At 35.7% G+C, this 17,443-nt stretch carries 18 protein-coding genes; 12 read left to right on the top strand and 6 right to left on the bottom strand.

What is annotated here, in order from left to right:
• Positions 1-13: 13 nt before the first annotated feature.
• Genes aat through ACN5L8_RS03140 form a run of 4 tightly spaced genes read right to left on the bottom strand, consistent with a single transcriptional unit; the run spans position 14 to position 4,413 of the window.
• A complete protein-coding gene (gene aat, locus ACN5L8_RS03155) occupies positions 14-718 on the bottom strand; it encodes a leucyl/phenylalanyl-tRNA--protein transferase (RefSeq protein ID WP_120405013.1) in 705 nt (234 codons plus the stop codon).
• Entirely contained in the window at positions 705-1,805 is a 1,101-nt protein-coding gene (locus ACN5L8_RS03150) for an arginase family protein (RefSeq protein WP_419172277.1), read from the bottom strand. Before ACN5L8_RS03150 ends, aat begins: the two co-directional genes overlap by 14 nt.
• A 14-nt stretch (positions 1,806-1,819) precedes the next feature.
• Entirely contained in the window at positions 1,820-2,773 is a 954-nt protein-coding gene (locus ACN5L8_RS03145; RefSeq protein WP_419172276.1) for an NAD(P)-dependent oxidoreductase, read from the bottom strand.
• A gap of 32 nt (positions 2,774-2,805) precedes the next feature.
• Complete coding sequence (locus ACN5L8_RS03140; RefSeq protein WP_419172275.1) at positions 2,806-4,413, bottom strand: YiiX/YebB-like N1pC/P60 family cysteine hydrolase; 1,608 nt, start codon at positions 4,411-4,413, stop codon at positions 2,806-2,808.
• Between the two features lie 159 nt (positions 4,414-4,572).
• Between ACN5L8_RS03140 and map the strand changes: the two genes are divergently transcribed.
• Positions 4,573-5,343: a type I methionyl aminopeptidase gene (map, locus tag ACN5L8_RS03135; RefSeq protein WP_115363315.1), complete on the top strand. Its 771-nt coding sequence runs from the start codon at positions 4,573-4,575 to the stop codon at positions 5,341-5,343.
• A gap of 3 nt (positions 5,344-5,346) precedes the next feature.
• Entirely contained in the window at positions 5,347-6,045 is a 699-nt protein-coding gene (locus tag ACN5L8_RS03130; protein ID WP_419172274.1) for a (2Fe-2S)-binding protein, read from the top strand.
• Here the strand turns inward: ACN5L8_RS03130 and ACN5L8_RS03125 are convergent.
• Positions 6,038-6,637, bottom strand: coding sequence for a hypothetical protein (locus ACN5L8_RS03125; protein WP_419172273.1), 600 nt, complete (start codon positions 6,635-6,637; stop codon positions 6,038-6,040). The two genes, ACN5L8_RS03130 and ACN5L8_RS03125, sit on opposite strands and share 8 nt — an antisense overlap.
• Before the next feature lie 82 nt (positions 6,638-6,719).
• On the opposite strand from ACN5L8_RS03125, the gene tatC reads away from it, so the two are divergent.
• From tatC to ACN5L8_RS03090, 7 genes are all read left to right on the top strand, one after another.
• Positions 6,720-7,451 carry a twin-arginine translocase subunit TatC gene (gene tatC / locus ACN5L8_RS03120; protein ID WP_233500283.1) on the top strand — a complete coding sequence of 244 codons (732 nt, stop codon included), beginning with the start codon at positions 6,720-6,722 and terminating at the stop codon, positions 7,449-7,451.
• A gap of 16 nt (positions 7,452-7,467) precedes the next feature.
• Positions 7,468-7,986: a hypothetical protein gene (locus tag ACN5L8_RS03115; protein ID WP_419172272.1), complete on the top strand. Its 519-nt coding sequence runs from the start codon at positions 7,468-7,470 to the stop codon at positions 7,984-7,986.
• Positions 7,983-8,963 carry an ADP-glyceromanno-heptose 6-epimerase gene (gene rfaD / locus ACN5L8_RS03110; RefSeq protein WP_419172271.1) on the top strand — a complete coding sequence of 327 codons (981 nt, stop codon included), beginning with the start codon at positions 7,983-7,985 and terminating at the stop codon, positions 8,961-8,963. The genes ACN5L8_RS03115 and rfaD overlap by 4 nt, the downstream gene beginning before the upstream one ends.
• A complete protein-coding gene (locus ACN5L8_RS03105) occupies positions 8,953-9,378 on the top strand; it encodes a FliG C-terminal domain-containing protein (protein WP_419172270.1) in 426 nt (141 codons plus the stop codon). Before rfaD ends, ACN5L8_RS03105 begins: the two co-directional genes overlap by 11 nt.
• Before the next feature lie 321 nt (positions 9,379-9,699).
• Positions 9,700-10,203: a TraR/DksA family transcriptional regulator gene (locus tag ACN5L8_RS03100; RefSeq protein WP_419172269.1), complete on the top strand. Its 504-nt coding sequence runs from the start codon at positions 9,700-9,702 to the stop codon at positions 10,201-10,203.
• A gap of 91 nt (positions 10,204-10,294) precedes the next feature.
• On the top strand, positions 10,295-10,861 hold the full coding sequence (locus ACN5L8_RS03095) for a hypothetical protein (RefSeq protein ID WP_419168367.1): 567 nt from the start codon (positions 10,295-10,297) through the stop codon (positions 10,859-10,861).
• Positions 10,848-11,897, top strand: a complete 1,050-nt coding sequence (locus ACN5L8_RS03090) for a hypothetical protein (RefSeq protein WP_419172268.1) — start codon at positions 10,848-10,850, stop codon at positions 11,895-11,897. The genes ACN5L8_RS03095 and ACN5L8_RS03090 overlap by 14 nt, the downstream gene beginning before the upstream one ends.
• Before the next feature lie 80 nt (positions 11,898-11,977).
• On the opposite strand, the gene htpG is transcribed toward ACN5L8_RS03090, so the two are convergent.
• Positions 11,978-13,903 (bottom strand): molecular chaperone HtpG, encoded by a 1,926-nt coding sequence (gene htpG / locus ACN5L8_RS03085; protein WP_419172267.1) that lies wholly within the window; start codon positions 13,901-13,903, stop codon positions 11,978-11,980.
• Positions 13,904-14,075: 172 nt separating this feature from the next.
• On the opposite strand from htpG, the gene ACN5L8_RS03080 reads away from it, so the two are divergent.
• From ACN5L8_RS03080 to ACN5L8_RS03070, 3 genes are all read left to right on the top strand, one after another.
• Positions 14,076-14,612, top strand: coding sequence for an asparaginase domain-containing protein (locus tag ACN5L8_RS03080; RefSeq protein ID WP_120405001.1), 537 nt, complete (start codon positions 14,076-14,078; stop codon positions 14,610-14,612).
• Between the two features lie 20 nt (positions 14,613-14,632).
• Positions 14,633-15,319: a hypothetical protein gene (locus ACN5L8_RS03075; protein ID WP_419172266.1), complete on the top strand. Its 687-nt coding sequence runs from the start codon at positions 14,633-14,635 to the stop codon at positions 15,317-15,319.
• Between the two features lie 205 nt (positions 15,320-15,524).
• A complete protein-coding gene (locus ACN5L8_RS03070; RefSeq protein ID WP_115363292.1) occupies positions 15,525-17,402 on the top strand; it encodes a hypothetical protein in 1,878 nt (625 codons plus the stop codon).
• Positions 17,403-17,443: the final 41 nt, after the last annotated feature.

Below are 17,443 nucleotides of genomic sequence, written 5' to 3'. Positions count from 1 at the left end.
TTATTTATTAATGCTAAAAAGAAAGCTTAATCGCTAGTTCACTTGCTTTTATTGATGTTGTTGGAAGGTTTAAAGTACCTTTGTTAAATAAGGGTGTAATCGCCTTTATAAAATCTATTCGAGGAATCTCAGTTGCTCCAAATGATTCTGTAATAGGTGTAACCATTTGAGTGTCTAAAAATGGTATGCCTTCTTCAATAAGAATACTTAAGATGCCTAGTAGTGCAAGCTTTGAAGCATTTGTCTCTTTAAAAAACATGGACTCACCACTTAGGAAATGTCCAATTTTCACTCCGTAGAGTCCTCCTATCAAGTCGCCATTTTCGTTTTTTACTTCTACGCTATAAGCAAGACCTTGGTGGAAGAAGTTGTAATATCCATCAATAATTTCATCTGTTATCCATGTTCCATCATTTGATTTGGCATGTACTTTTTGACATTCTTTGATAACTCCCAAAAAGTCTTGGTTAAAACTTATCTTCCAATTACATTTTTTTACAAACTTTTTTAAACTACGATTAAATCGTATGTTTTCTTGTAAGATAACTCCTCTTTGCGGTGGTGAGAACCAAGCAAGGGGATATTCTTCAGAAATTGGCCAAGGGAAAATACCACTTTGATAGGCAAGTAGTAGAGAATCGTGATGAAGGTCTCCTCCGATGGCAAGAAGACCCTGTTCATCTGCTATATCGACTGGTGGAAACTCAATTATTGGCATTCGTCATGGCCTCAATCATAAGAGCACTCATTACGGCACCAACTTCTAATGTTGTTTTGGATCCTTGTTCGCTTAGCCCAACAAGTGGAGCAATTTCAACCATATCAGCACCTGTTAATGAAAATGCATTAGTAAACTCTTTGATCATTATAGCACATTCATGAGGCATAAGACCTTCAGGCTCTGGAGTTCCTGTCGCACTTGCTACGCTCTCATCAAGAGCATCAATATCAAAGCTAATATATATTTCTTCGATGCCTTGTTCTTGTAATTCTTTGATTGATTTAAGAGCAAGCTCTTTTGCTCCTATTTCTTTCACATCTTTTGCCCAGTATTGGTTGATTCCAAATTCTTTTTCCCAATGCTCTTTTGTTTTACCAGTTGAACGAATACCGTATTGGTAACAGTGAGAAGGGCTTTCTAGGTCATCCAGTACATGTGTAAGCCATGAACCAAAACAATAATCAATGCCAAGTCTCTCACGTAATAAGTCTGTATGGGCATCAAAATGAATTAGGCCAACTTTTTTACCAAGTGAGCGACGGTTTGTTATCCATGCCTTAACAAGAGGGAAACTTACTGAGTGGTCACCACCAATACTAAAAAGCTTAAGGTTTTGATTGAATTTAAAGACTTCATCAACACTTGCTTTTGCAATACTTAAAGGTGATACACTTAATTCTTTGCCTTTATAGAGTGCATTTTGAGCACTCTTAATTGTTTCGTCATTAAGATATTTATCGTGAAGTAGGTGGGGAATAACTCTGATATCACCAAGATCAAAACATGCCTTGTAGACTTCTTGATGATCTTCTAAGAGTGTATTTCTTAAAAATAATGGTCCCCAATTTGCACCTCTTTGAATTCCGCCACCACAATCAGATGCGACACCTAAAATAGCGCATCCATCTTTTTGTGAAAGAGATTCTAAACTTTGTCTCCACTTTTTCTCAATTTCCGAAGTTTCTGTACTTTGGTATAAGGATTGAGTGAGCTTATCTTTTCTTTCTTTTGCAGTATTGACGGTAAAAACGCCAAAGCCGGGAGGACAAAGGTAGTCGTTTAGTAAATTTTCTTTGTTACTCATATCGTTATTCCTATTTAAATTAAGAGATTTCCTTTTAATCGATTCTTCATTTGAGCATTCTCGTACTTACTGAGAGTGTTATCTTGCATGAATTCTCTTATAATATTTTTTTCAAAATTAATTATTGCTTCATTTATTCCATTGTAAACACCTGCAATATGAGAGCTAAGCTTTATATTAGAAAGATGTTTAAAAGTAGCAAACTCGATTGGTTCTTTCTCAAATACATCTATGATGGCAAAAGCCTTACGATTTTTAGTTAGAAAATCATTAAGTTGATCTGCGTCAATAAGCTTTCCTCTTGCGGCATTCATTATAATGATCTCTTCTTTCAAAAGAGAGAATACTTCTTCATTAATTATGTGATGAGAACTTTCATTTAAAGAACAGGCAATAATAAGGATATCTGTAGTCTTTAAAGCCTGCGCGAAGTATTTTTTGTTATGCGACTTGTCTTGGTATGGATCGTAGTAATTGACTCTGCCTCCCAGTGTTTCAAGCGTGTGTCCGACTTTACTGCCAATAGGTCCTTTTCCAATTATTAGAACATTCTTTTCGTTTAAGAGGTTTCGTCGAAACCGCCTCGATTCATCCCATTCTTTTGTAATCGGAATCTTACCGAGATGATTTAACAGGGATTGTATGTAAAATTGGGCCACGGCATTTGCTCTTATTTCATTTCCTAGAATAATTGGAAACTGAGCTTCTTTAATGAATTTATAACTGAAGTTATCATATCCAGAGTTTGGGTGAATCCAAAGTGAGATATTTGCATGAGAAAGAGATTCTACAATTTCTTCATTCTTTGTGTAGCTTGTGGAAATAACGATAACTTTCTTTCCATCAGGTATCTCTATACTTGTGTCGACGTACTTTATCCCTAGTTTACTAAGGGCATCTCTTTCATTTATACGAAAGCTTTCACCTTGGTAACTCGATATTTCTGGCCGATAGAGATAGTATGTCATGCCTCTAATTTAGCAAGTTTTTTACTACTTTACTACAGGTCGTTGTAGATTAGAGGCTTATCATATGTGGTGCATCGTCTATGGTAACGAGATGCACGATTATTCGCATGGCGATATGTCGTAACTGTTCGACATTTCTTTTCTTTCTTCGTGAAAAGGTCCTCTTGCGCATTGTAATCGATATCAAGATTTGATGCCATTTCAAATTTAGAGACAAGATTTAATCTACGATCACGTTTTGCCTTAAGTGATAAAATAAAATCGACACCAGAGCCTTTTGTAAAAGCATTTTGAATGATTTCATCTGGTGAAATAGTATGACGTCCCAGAACATAGCTTGTTGGCCATCTCTTATAACCAAATGCATGGTATGGAACTTCTGAACATACAACCTTATCTAATGTTGAGATATCAAAATTAAAGTCATATTCTTTCCATAGCTGCTCAAGTGCTACTTCAGCAGTCATTCTTGCTTGCCATTTATCATTGAGAATGTTTCGGTCGCGAATAATTGTAATCTCATCGATTTCTAGAAAGTCCTCTAGCGAAACCATACGGCTTCCTGGGCGAATCGATTCAACAATTGTTTTTCCTTGGCGGATAAGGTGATGATACTTGCGAACAAGAGGTGCATCCCATAAACCGTATTGTTTTAATTGTTCTTCAGTTCCTAAATAGATGGCAATGTGACCAAAGTGTCCTGGAATGAAAAAGTCTGTTGCCGCAAAAGGTGTTTTTTCAGCAATAATATCAAGGGGTCTTAAAACTTTATAAAGTTCATTAACGGCAACTTGATGGTTTTTCATGTAACCATGACGAAAGCGAATTGCTCCAACAAAGTTTCCAAAAAGACCTGATACAAAGTTTGTTGTTCGATTCCAGATTTCAACAAACCATGTTCCAACATTTTGAAGCTTTAATTTTGGGATTGCTCTTCCTAGTATCGTTTGCTCAATATTGTGTTGTTCTAATATTACGACGGCTTTTGTTACTGTCGGATTAAGTAACTTCAAATAGTAGTAGTGATTATCCACAAAACGATTAGCTTCAAATTGCAGGCTTTGTGCAAATTGATCTGTTTGTGGAATCTCTGAGAACTTCTCCATAACAGCTTTCTGTTTTGGATTATTGATCATATTAAAAATTTCAACCGCAACTTTCTTTACCTCGTTATTCTTAAAGAAGATCTCAACTGCTGATCGGTATAATTTAACATAATTAATTTTAACGATTAGACTTGCTAGTCGTTGCTGGGCAGTAGCAATTTCATTTACTTTAGAAGATGTTTTGAATGTATTTGTAAATAAACTCGTCTTCTCTAATAAGAGGATAGTTGAGTTCATAAGGGCCCTCATAATCGAGAGATCTTCGCCCTTTATTGGAAGATTATTTACAGCTCTTTTATGAAGAGTATTCGCATATTGTCTTGCTATGGCCTCTAGCTTCTTTGCTTGCTCATTAATCTTCTGATATTGCGCTAATTTTTCATATGCACCAGACTTGTTAAATGTTGTCTGATTTACCTTGTCGTCAATTTCATGCAGTGCCATGATTGTGGACTTCATATTCTGCTCAGCATGAACCTGAGAAGTTAGAAGGATGACAAAACTTAGCAAAATGGTAGTTAAAATATTATTCATGTAATAATTTCCTTAACTTACGTTAACTTGAATCAGATCATTTATGCCATTTTTAACGCTACATGTCCTCCCGATTGTAAAATTTTTGTAGTATCTATTCTTTCCAAGTATTTTCTATGTTAAAAGGATGTATATTTAAGGACTTACAATAGAGGATAAATAATGATTTCAATTAAATCAAAGCGTGAAATTGAGCTTATGAGAGCAACGTCGAAACTAGCTTCTTCGACTTTAGAATATATCGAACAATTTATTAAACCTGGTGTAAGTACTGAAGAGTTAAATGATCTTTGTCATGAATATATTATAAAGAATGGAGCGTACCCATCTCCATTAAATTACCACGGGTTTCCAAAGTCTGTTTGTACTTCTCTTAATGAAGTTATCTGTCATGGAATCCCAAATAAGAAAGATGTATTAAAAGACGGTGATATTTTAAATATTGATGTAACAACGTATTTAAATAAGTTTCACGGTGACACAAATAAAACATTCCTTGTAGGTAATGTAAGTGAAGAAGCTAAGAAGCTAGTTGATATTACATACCAATGTACAATTGAAGGAATTAAGCAAGTTCGCCCAGGTGGCCATATTGGTGACATCGGTGCGGCCATTATGGAAATTGCTCACGATCACGGTTATTCGGTAGTTGAAGATTATTGTGGCCATGGAATCGGTAGAGAATTCCACGAAGACCCTCAAGTTGTTCACGTTGGGAAACGTGGAAAGGGCGCAGAGATGAAGCCGGGGATGACTTTTACAATTGAGCCTATGATTAATATGGGTGTTAAAGACTGTAAAACTCTCAAAGATGGCTGGACTGTAATCACACGTGATAAGAAATTATCGGCACAATTTGAACATACAATTTTAGTTACAGATTCTGGTTTTGAAGTCTTAACATTAAGAAGTGATGAGGTTCATCCTTAATAAATGAATACTTCACTTATAGCACCTGATTTAAGAACTAAAAGGCCTTGCTTAATTGAATTAAGGTTTTCGAAATTTAATCAGGTTCGCGAATTCTTTATTGATACCGAAAATGATGAACTCAAGAATTATCTTGGTGATCTCTTATCTAGTGTCCAACAAAATAAATCTTCCCTAAGCGAAGTTATCCTAAGCTACCTTCAAAATGATGAGAGATTTAAAGTCGAATTATTTGATTTCTATAAAGAAGTTCTAATGTACTTTAATCCAAATCAAGGGCTTGTTATTGATACAAGTGAAATTCTTTGTCGCTGTTTTGGAATTACCCGTAATGAAGTACAAAACTTAATATCTAATGGTGCAAAGGATTTACTCACTATCACAAACTTAACGAAAGCAGGTGGAGGTTGTGGTAGTTGTGCTGTTGATATTAGGCCAATGCTTAAAGGACAAGGCAGCGAACGTAAAATTCCAGAAGTTACTTTTTTAAATATGAAAAAAGAAAAAGTAGCAGGAAAGAGGCCCGTTGATTTTCTTAGAGAAGATCTCTTTCCTTTTACGGATAAGTTAAATGATATTGATGTCGAAGGATTAGTTGGAAATCATCTCTATGTTGTTGGAGATGAGGAAAGTGAATCATCTTTAAAATTAAAAGACTTCTTGGCCCAAAAAGATAAGACGATTAGTTTATTTTTTATTTAACTGCTTTCGCTTGCTTCTTTTGGCACTTCTTTAAGATCTGATCTATATTTTCAAGTGAGTCATAAAGACGTAGAAGGTCTTCTTTTGAACCTTTTAATGCAATTGAATCAATCTCTTCTTCCAAATAGCGAAACCGAGAATAGAATTGAGTAAGGCCTGGAATATTCTTTGTCAGGCAATCAGCGCTTGCTGCTTGCATTTGAATCTTTGACATATATTGCATAAGAACTTTGATGGATTTCTTTCTAAATTCATCATAGGTTACCATGGCAAATTGCACGCCTGCATCACCCTCATCTTCTTTAAAGTTAAAAAGTCCTTTCTTCCCTAAAGTCATTGCTTTTAAAAGTTTTAAAGAAGGGCTCTGTTCTGGATGGGTACAATATTTCTTGTAATTTCCTGCTGCTAACTCTGGATTACCAACAGATGAAATCTCATTAATCATAATTTGATTTAGATGATACTTTGGGCCAGTGTAGTGTTTCTTTGCATAGAAGCTTTCTTCTTTACCAAGGCAAAGAAGAATTGTCTGAGCACTTGCTTGTGCTGGCATAAATATGAAAAATAGAGTGATAATTAAAAAGTATTTCATTCGCGTTTGTTATGTTAAATTAATACAGTATAATTATTTTACTTTAAGACTAAATTAAAAACTAGGGTAAGTTTTGAAAGAAATGGGTTTGATCGACCATTTAGAAGAATTACGTAGCGCATTGGTAAAGATATTAATTATTATTATGGCCGCCTTTGTCGCTTGTTATGCCTATGGAGACTTAATTCAAGAAATCCTACTAGCACCCCTAAGAGAAGCTTTAGGTGGTGACACTGGTGGAAAGGTTGTCTATCTAGGCCTTCTTGATAAAGTTCTTTCTCAATTTCAAGTTGCTTTCTATTCAAGTGTGATTCTTTCATGCCCACTTTGGTTCTATCAAGTTTGGAAATTTATAGCGCCAGGTCTTTATGACCATGAGAAAAAGGCCGTAAAGCCCTTTATCGTTATTGGTCTCTTTCTTTTTGCACTTGGTGTATCTTTTGGTTACTTCATTGTTTTTCCTTTAACTTTCCAAACTCTCATGAGCTTTGGTGTTCAAAATGTTGAAGCAACAATTGCTCTTAAAGACTATCTGGTCCTTTCTAGTAAGGTATTAGTGTTCTTAGGTCTTATATTTCAACTTCCAAACGTAATGCTTATTCTAGGCTTTATGGGAATTGTAACAAAGCAATCTTTGGCAAAGATGCGACGCTATGTCTATGTTGGCTTTGCTCTTGTCTCAGCAATGCTAACTCCTCCAGATGTTATAACTATGATGGGATTATGGGCACCGCTTGTTGTTCTCTTTGAAGCGGGGATTTTGGCCGTTGCGTTAATCGTGCACCCATATCTTGCTCGTCATCACATGAAATAATCGGTATGATTTCTCTATGAAATCATTAATGAAAAAGAAACACGTCTTATTAAGTTTAATTTTTGGTATTTGCTTAGCATGGTTTTTTGCCACAGCATTTATTGACTTTATCGCCGCTCCAAATATTTTTCGAAATGTGAGCTCTCTTAAAGAAGCGGGAACGCTAGGTGGGATTATATTTACATCATTTAATATAATCGAGATGATCTTTGCCATTGCTCTTATCTTTTTTACAATTCTTTATAAGAAGAAAGGATCAAAAGCAACGATACTTCTTAAAGTTCTGGCGGCTTCAACTTTAGTTCTAGCAATTGTTTATACGACGACATTATCTCCTGGTATCAGAGATACAAATATTGCTAAATCTAATTACACTCACACTGATGAAGAATATCAAGTTCTTGAAGAAAAACTTAGAATTTATCATAACCTCTATGTAAAACTTGATAGCTATAAATTACTCGCACTTCTTACTATGTGTGGGATAAGCATTACTGGGTTGGCCAGATTAGAAACTAAAGAAGGTGAGGCATGATCTTAGTTACAGGTGGTGCCGGATTTATTGGAAGTGTCTTAGTTGCCAAACTAAATGAAAAAGGCCGTGAGGATATTATTATTGTTGATCGTTTTGATCACAAAGATAAGTGGAAGAACTTAAGGGGACTTAAGTACGCTGAGTATTTCCATGCCGATGAATTCTTTGATATCGCTTTAGAAGAAGTACATAAGTCGATTTCTTTCATTTATCACATGGGAGCATGCTCATCGACGACTGAGATGGATATGGACTATCTTATGGTTAATAATGTTGGCCATTCAAAGTACTATTTTGAATTGGCCAGTGATCTAGGAATCCCATTTATCTACGCTTCAAGCGCTGCCACTTATGGTGATGGTGAACTTGGTTATGAAGATAATGAGGAAGAAATTGGTAAGCTTAGGCCACTAAATCCTTATGGTTATTCAAAGCAGCTATTTGATGAATGGGCCTTAAAGCAGGAGACTAAGCCAAAGCACTGGTTTGGTTTAAAGTTCTTTAATGTATATGGCCCTAATGAATATCATAAAGAAGAAATGCGCTCTCTAGTTCACAAGGCATTTGGACAAATAAATGAGACAGGCCAGGTAAAACTATTTAAGTCTCATAAAGATGGCTATGAAGATGGTAAACAACTTCGTGACTTCGTTTATGTCAAAGATGTTGTCGATGCTATGATTGAATTATCAGATAAAGAAATGGCCAAGCACTCTGGAATTTATAATATTGGAACTGGAAGGGCCGATAGTTTCTTAAATCTTGTCAATGCAACATTCAAGGCAATGGGCCTAGAACCAAAAGTCGAATTCATCGATATGCCTATGCACCTACGTAAGCAATACCAATACTATACTCAAGCTGATATGGAGAAGTTTAGAGGAATTCTTCCTAACTTCGACTTTCGCATTGTAGACGAGGGTGTTGAAGATTACGTTAAGAACCATCTTATGAAGGATAATCCTTATGTCGAATAAGAAGGAGAGTGGATTTAAGTCAATTCTTGAGGCCATCTCTTTAATGAATAAGGAAGAAAAGGATACTCTTATAGGTAACCTTTCTCGAATGGATGCTCAATTGGCCCAAAAACTTAAGGCCAATATGTATCGTCTTAAAGATCTTCTTTATATAACTCCAAAAATGCTAAGTGAATTTCTAAGAGAAGTTAAAACTGAAAGTTTTGGAAATGCTCTTAAGGTGGAAGATGAAGAGGTTCGTAGCGCAATTCTTGCTAAGCTGCCAAAGAGTATTCGCCAAGATGTTGAATTCTACATTGATAAGAAGGTCCCAAAAACTCATGCTTTTGAGGCCCATCGTGATGTTATGGCCGTATTCACTCAAATGATCGATGATGAGCGCCTTATTATCTCCAAAGACGATAAAACCGTCTAATCCGGTGCCATGCTCCTTTTGTTTCGCACTTGCTAAATAGAAGTTGCTTAATTAACTGATTTTATTATTTAGCAAGTGCGAAACAAAAGGAGCATGGCACCTCAGTGGTGCGTTATGACAGGGGCGAATCAGGCCCAAATACGCCAGAATGACACCAAATCTTACATAAATATGACTAAATTTCTAGATTACTAAGACAAAAACTTGGCATGGCCGTTGCATTATACATTGGCAGAGAAAGGAATCTCTCTAAAGTTCTCAGGAAGAAAGCTTTAGTTAAGACGTGATGGACTACTTATTTTTAGATTGGATGGAGATACTATGAACATTGAACAAAAAGAACATTTCAAAAATCTTTTTATTAATCTTAAAAATCAACTGGTCAATTCAACAGGAAGTGTCGAGCAAGTTTTAACTAATCAGGCCAGTGGTGACATCATCGACCAAACTTCTAATGAGAGAGATGCTCAACTAAAATTAAAACTAATGGGAAGGGATAAATTTCTTCTAAATAAAGTAAACCGCGCACTTGATAAAATCGCAGCAGGAACCTTTGGTGAATGTGAAGAGTGTGGTGAGAATATCTCAATGAGAAGATTACACGCTCGTCCAATTGCAACTTGTTGTATTGCATGTAAAGAAGAGCTTGAAAGAGAAGAGAACTCTCGTACATACGAAAAACGCTCTCATACAAATGGAAATAAACTGAGCGCACATAACAAAAATGTTGGATTCAATCATGCTGATGGTATGGATGAGAAAACAAATGTTGTCTCAATTGAAACATTTGCAAGAAAGTTCGATGAGAAGAACGCAGCTTTTTAATAATTAGAAATAAAAGGGATATATAAAAAGGCCAGCTATGAAGCTGGCCTTTTTTTGTAGGTAAGTAATTCTTATTGTGTATTTAAATTCAATGTTCACCTATAATCGTAAATATAATATCTTTATCATGGGGGAGCATATCAAGTACTTTTTGTTATTTATCATATCTATTTCTGGTTTCTCGACAGAAAAAAGATATCCCACTTTTGAGATTGGAAAAGAATATATTCTCTGTGGAAAGTTTCAAAATGGTGGAACTCTTTATAAGAGAAAGGATGGCGATAAACTTTTAGAACCTTTCTTAAATGATGTTATTGGAGAATGTCGTACATTGAGTGAACCTGATAATGAAACAGGTTCTTATCCTAGCTTTAAGATAATCAAAGTTGAAGATAAGAAGTTTGTTAATGTAACGTATTTGAAAAGAAACCAAATGTCTTATGACTTCTCATCTAAAGAATTACATTTTGATGCTTGGCTTACTCTTGACGAATTTTCGCCAGCTATAGTTATTAAGAATAAGGATGGAAGTAAGTCAGCCTCTAACATTAATGTATGTAGTTTGTTAGGAGAGAATACATCTAAAGAAAGTTTTCCTAAAACACTCGTCTACTTTCCAATTCCAGATTCACCGGGAGGCTTTTGTGATCCATTTTAAAATCATCTTTTATATATGTTTAGTAATACCCCTTCATAGTTATGCGAATAAAGTTAAATTTTCTGGATGTCGTGGAAGTGGTCATGGTCATTTTGGATTTCATGTTAATGGCCATATAAAAGGTGGAGCTATTACTGTAGTTAAAAATATGAATTTAGGTACTATAAGAAATCAATTTGGTGAAGTGACGTTTGATTGGTTCGGTCTTAAAAGTAAAAAGGTTGATATAGAGGCTTTGAAAAGAGGTATTATTATCCATAAATCAAGACTTGCAAATAGTGATATCAAGACCCTCACATATAAAAATGAAACTTGTGAGGTTAAGAAGAGTAAAAATAATAAATGGCGAATCGGAAATTGTTTAAAAAATGAGAATGCACCTATTAGCTCTTATGTTCGATATGATAAGAAGACAAAGGATGTAAAATATTTATCAGAGTACCATTTACACGAAAAAATATCGATTTCTGAGGATGAGAAGAATTCGATTAAAAACATTATTAAAAATTATCCTCTTCTGAGCTCAGACTACAAGACCCACTTCTTTAAGGAATTTGATTTAAAGGTTATTGAATCATACAAACTCGATCTTTCTGGGACTAAGTATTTTAATATATTAGTCCAAAGAGAAGTCTTGAATAAAAATGGAAATAAAACTGTAAAGAGAATTGTTGGATTTAAAGCAAACTTCCTCAAAAGAAATAATATTTTAAAACTAGTTGCAACAACTGCTATGGACCCAGTCTCTGGCTATACAGATAATATAAGCTATTTAGGGGGAGACTTCTGCAATCGATCTCCTAATATGGACAATTTAAAGATAACTAGTTCTTTAGATTTAAATGGTGATAAAAAAGCAGATATTATTTTTCTTGGAGTTGAAGAAGATAATGATGGTAAAAAGTTTCTACTTGGCTCGGCATATGTCATTTCAGATGATTTAAGAATAAGCTACTTTGAAGGAGGTACAAGCTTTGGCCCAGATTTCAATTTATTTGCAACTCCAGATGACATTTTAGTCTCAAAAAAGAATTAAAAAGGCCAGCTATGAAGCTGGCCTTTTTTATTTCCAGGAAGGTATGCCTATCGATTTTAGGCAAAAGCCTTAGTCGACATTTACTGACTTAGTTGACTTGATAGTTCACTAATGAGGTCTTGTGATCGTTTTACAAATGAATCACGCTCTTCTGGTTTTAGGCCCTCACTTGAGATACCTGCAAGGTCTTGTACGTGAACACATAACTTCTTAGCAAGTTCTTCATTCTTACCACTTGTGTGAAGTTTATACGCACTTTGAACAAGTGGGTTTGTTGCATTAACAACGAGTGTTTTCTTGATTGGGAATTGTTGTCCTCCACCCATTGACTGAGTCATTTGAGCAAAGCGCTTCATTGATTCATCAACCTTGAAATAAGCTGGAGTTGTGGCACTTGCAATGCGACCAATCTCAAGGCCACGATCACTTGGTGCTTCACCTTCTTTTTCTTCAAGTTTGATATCAAGGAATTTCGCAAACATCTCTTTAACTTTAATATCGTCTTCAGAAGTTGCTTCACTTGCAAGTAGGTTTTCAATTTCACTATCAACACTTACAAATTTGATCTCAACTTCTTCTTCACCTTTTTTGAATTTCTTCATTTCTGAGTGTTGAATAAAGTGTGGATCAATATGATTATCTGTTTCAAGTGCAGTTAATCCAACTTCCTTAAGCTGTGCTAGTAATGATTGATTAGCATTCTCTTTTTCAAAGTAGAGTACTTTTCCTTTCATCTTTTCAGCATAGTCAGCTGGAACAGATTCAAGATACTCATTAAGAGTAACAAACTTGCCTTCATTTGTTTTAAATAGGGCACGCTCACGCATGATCTTGTCAAACTTCTCATCAGAAACACATCCGTACTTAACGAAGAGTCCGATATCTTCCCAGATGCTCTCGTACTTTTCACGGTCTTTCTTATTTAGTACTTTTAGGGCCTCCGCAACTTTTTTCACAATGTAATTTGAAATCTTTCTTACGTTTGGATCACCTTGAAGAGATGAACGTGAAACGTTAAGTGGGATATCGTGTGAGTCAATAGCTCCTTTAAGAAGTCCTAGGAATTCAGGGATGATATTCTTTACGTTATCAGATACAAATACCTGACGGCAGTAAAGGCGAATATTCTTATCACCAACTGGCTTCATTGGATTATATTTTGGGAAGAATAAAATACCATTTAAAGTAAATGGGTGATCAACGTTTAGGTGAATCCAAAAAAGTGGCTCGCCGTCCAATGGAAAGAGTTTACGGTAAAGACCTTTATAGTCTTCATCTGTTAATTCTTTTGGATCACGCTTCCAAATTGGATTAGTATCATTTACGATAATTGGCTCAACATCTTTACCTTTGTCTTCGCCGTCTTCAATCTTTTCGTTTACGTCACGAAGAGAGATTTCATATGGCATGAAATCACAGTGATTAGAAAGAGTTTCATTTAGTTTCCACTTATTTAAGAATTCCTCTGAGTCTTCATTGATGTGAAGAGTGATTGTTGTCCCAACTTCTTTCTTATCAGAGTCTGAGAAAGTATATTCTGTGTCTCCTTCACAAGTCCATTTCGTTGCCGTTGCACCTTCATTCATTGATAGAGAGTCAACTTCAACTTTTCCTGCAACCATAAATGCCGAGTAGAACCCAAGTCCAAACTTTCCAATGATGTCTTTATTTGATTCACCACCAGCATCTTCCATTTTTTTGATAAATTCTTCTGCACCTGAGAAGGCAAGTTGAGCAATGTACTTTTCAACTTCTTCTTCAGTCATTCCGATCCCATTATCAGTAACAGTAATCGTCTTTGCTTCTTTATCAACAGCAACTGCTATCTTTCCTGTTGGAACTTCTAATCCTTTTTGGCGGCCAAGTTCAGCACGCTTTGTAATGGCGTCACTTCCATTGGCAATGAGCTCACGAATGAAGATATCATGCTCAGAGTAAAGCCATTTTTTGATAATTGGGAAAATGTCACTTGTAGCTACGGAAATTTGTCCTGTGCGGTTAGTCATCTGTACTCCTTATATTAATAATCAAATAGATAAGTGTCTTACAGCTATAACATGGTATGCTTTTTATAGGCGTCAAGGGTATTGGCCAAAAAAATTACATAAGATCTTAAAATCACTGATAAAACAATGTATAACTAAGTTCATTATTAGAATTCTTTAAAAAGGGTAGTTCATGGATAACCATGTTCAAAATATTCAGCTGATTTCAACTGGTGGTACCATTGAGAAATCATATAGTGAAAGTGATGGCTCACTTAAGAATCGTGATTCATTCATTCGACAAACTATTATCGATCGCCTTAGGCTTCCATATACGAAGCTTCACATCATGAATATCATCAATAAAGACTCTCTTTATTTTACCGATTACGATCGCCAAGTTCTTCTAAAAACGATTAAGTCTCAACTCGAGAAAAATATTCCTCTTATAATCCTTCATGGTACAGATACCATGGCAAAGTCTGCAAAGTTCGTTTATGAAGCATTAGACGGAGCAAAAGAGCTAAATGTTCCAATTATTTTTACCGGTGCAATGAAGCCGATGGGCTTTGTTGATAGTGATGCCTTTCAAAATGTTACAGAAAGTCTTTATGCTGCTAAAATAGTAGATGCTGGCATTTATATCTCTTTTCATGGACAATTATTTAAAGTCCCTGGTGTGAGAAAGAATCACGCAAAACGTACGTTTGAATATATAGACGACGAATAAAGAAGCATTTGGAGTATGCAATGGATATGCAAGATAACTCAGAAATAGAAACAGTAACAGTAACATCAAGCCAATATGGAATCATTGAAGCAATGTATGATGCTATTAGTATAATGAAAGAGCGTCTTGGCCCTTATTCTATTCTCTTTGTCTTCTCATTTCTTTTAAAAGCATATGCTATATACAATGCTAACCTAGGGGATATGGCAACTGATATGAAGATCATTGAAGCGGCCATCGTCAATGTTCTCGGTGCTGTTTTTCAATCTGTTTTAATTTTGAATTTCTTCTTCTTTGCTCTCAATGGCCTAGACTTTAAGATTAAGAAAGTCTTATGGGATATACCGACATATGTCTTCTTTGGTTTTTTAATGAGCTTATTAACTGTTTTAGGTTTTGCTCTGTTTGTTATTCCCGGCCTTTATGTCATGTATTTCTACATGGCCCTGCCAATGGTTGCGATTCTCTTTGATCAAGAAGGTGAATCGAATTTTAAGATCACAAAGACAAAGGTATCAAGTCTTGGTGGTACGTACGCAATTTACTTTGTTCTGACGATGATTATCTCTGGTGTTGGCACTATCGTTACAAATTATGCTCCAGGAACAGGAATTCCAATGGGAATTCTCTACATTTCTTGTCTGATTTTGACTCTTGTTCAAGATGTTATGGCCGGCCTTGTTGTCGCCCTCTTCAATAAAGCATAAGTATCTGAATATTAGTGTTTTTCGACGCCTGCTCTCGTTGGCAGGGGCTTCTACGTTACAATTCGTAATTTCAGTAGGTTAACTGAATTTAGGCAGTTTTTTCACGTTAAAGGTTAATATTTACTTAGGGTTAACTTAATTGTCAGTTAACTCGATAAGTTGAGGGAAGACTATCAACTTACAAAAGGTACTTAAGGCCAAAGTGATGATGAAAAAAACGATTACATTTCTATTAATGCTTACTCTCTTTGCTTCATGCATGGAGCAGCCTCGTTCAAGAAGAGCGAGTCTTGACTCACCAACTGATTCAATAGGTGATGGAAGTGGCAATAATGGGTCTTCTGGTGGAAATAATGCCACTGATGGAGATACTGAGGTCATCACAAATATTCCTGAAGATACGGCCGTTGAGATTACGCAAATTATTGATCCAAATACAGGCTCTTTTAAAAAGAAAGTTTCAATACCAAAGGACTTTAGAGGAAAGCTTCATCTTACAGGGCTAAATATTTCTTCACTTAAAAATCGTGTTATTAAAGGTCGCTTCTACTTTGGACGTGAGCGCACACCAATTGAATTAGATGGTGTTGTTGGTCAAGTTCCTGGGGAAGGGATCACTCAATATTCTACTATTAATGTCATTACTTTTGATATGGCAGCTAGAAAATTTTCTGATATTCGTCTTCTATATAGTCTCTTTGACTATAATGACTACGATAGTGATACAGCTGAGGATGTTATAACTGATCCAACAAATGCTGGACTTTACTGTCGCGGCCTTCGTTTAGAAGATGATCCTACTTTTACACCTTCTATTAGCCATCCATATTGTGATCAAGCAGGGGATGTTTGTCTCTATGCATATGCTGGTGTTGGTGATCAAACTCTTTGGCGTGAAGAAAATGTCGATGGAGAAATTGTAGAGAGAACTAATATTCCAACTTATGAACAAATTGATATTGATGGAAATTTACTTTCAGGTGAGCCTCTATCAAATAATCTTTTAAAGTGTCTTCCTGATCGTAATGACAGTTCGATGTTTCAAAGCTTATTTGGTGTAAATCATCCCGCAAATATTGGTACGACTTTAACTCTTGGTGGAAATCAATATGAGTATCGTGGTCCATATCGTATCTTCAATGAAGATGAATGGGAGATTAAAGGCGCCGCAATTTATCAACAAGGATCTGTACCTAGTGGTGTTTTTAAAGCACCTTTGGCCGGAGCAAGTTCATTTTCTAATGTGGCAGCAGGTATGCAGTCATATATGTTTCCAAGGGCCGGAAAGATTAATTATCAAACAACGGGGATTCAATACTTAGGATCAGATTCACCATTTTCTAATCGCTCAGTTCAAACACTTAACTCAGCAGGTGATACAAAGTATATGGATGGTTGTAATATTCGTGCCAAAAATTATAATGCGACAACTGGTGAGACAATTTCAAGTTGTAATGTAACTGGAACAATTGAACTTTTCACAATGGAGAATGGTTCAGAGGTTCAAATTGCAGTTACAAAAGATATTAAACTTCAACTTCTAAAATCGGGCCTAGGAGCTCAAGATGGTTATGATTACAATTCTCTAAAGTCTTGTAATGGAAACCGTGAATGTGGCTCTGGAGAGTGTTGTTTTAATAATCGTTGTTATTCAAGATCGATTGTCGGTCAGTGTAGTGATGATTACGATTCAACAGGAAACCAACCGACTGGTGAAAGTTGTAACTCAGACTTTGACTGTTCATCTCTGTGTTGTAACGGTTCAACTAATACATGCCAAGATCACGTAAATAATGACTTTGAACAAGTTCTTTGTTCAAAAGTTCCAAATCAATCATGTGTGTCGAAGGAATTTTGTCGAATTGAATACGTTCGTCAATGTTACTTAATTCGCATCAATGATCCGAATAATTCACTGACATGTGCTAAGCGTTGTTATTCAGTGCCTACATTTGGGGATTGTGTTTCAGGATATTGTAAACCTCCTGTAACGCCTCAAGAACCGGCCGCTCCAACAACACCGGCCGATTGTGCAGGGGATAATGTTCTTGATAATCCACCATTTAATTTAAGTGATTTATAGTCAGCTTGCTAAGGGGGAGTGACTTTCTTATAATGCTTAAA

This window comes from Halobacteriovorax sp., assembly GCF_048381875.1.
In the GTDB taxonomy this organism is placed as follows: Bacteria; Bdellovibrionota; Bacteriovoracia; order Bacteriovoracales; family Bacteriovoracaceae; genus Halobacteriovorax_A; species Halobacteriovorax_A vibrionivorans.
Note: the sequence above shows the minus strand (reverse complement) of the source record. Positions and strands in the feature narration are given on the sequence as shown.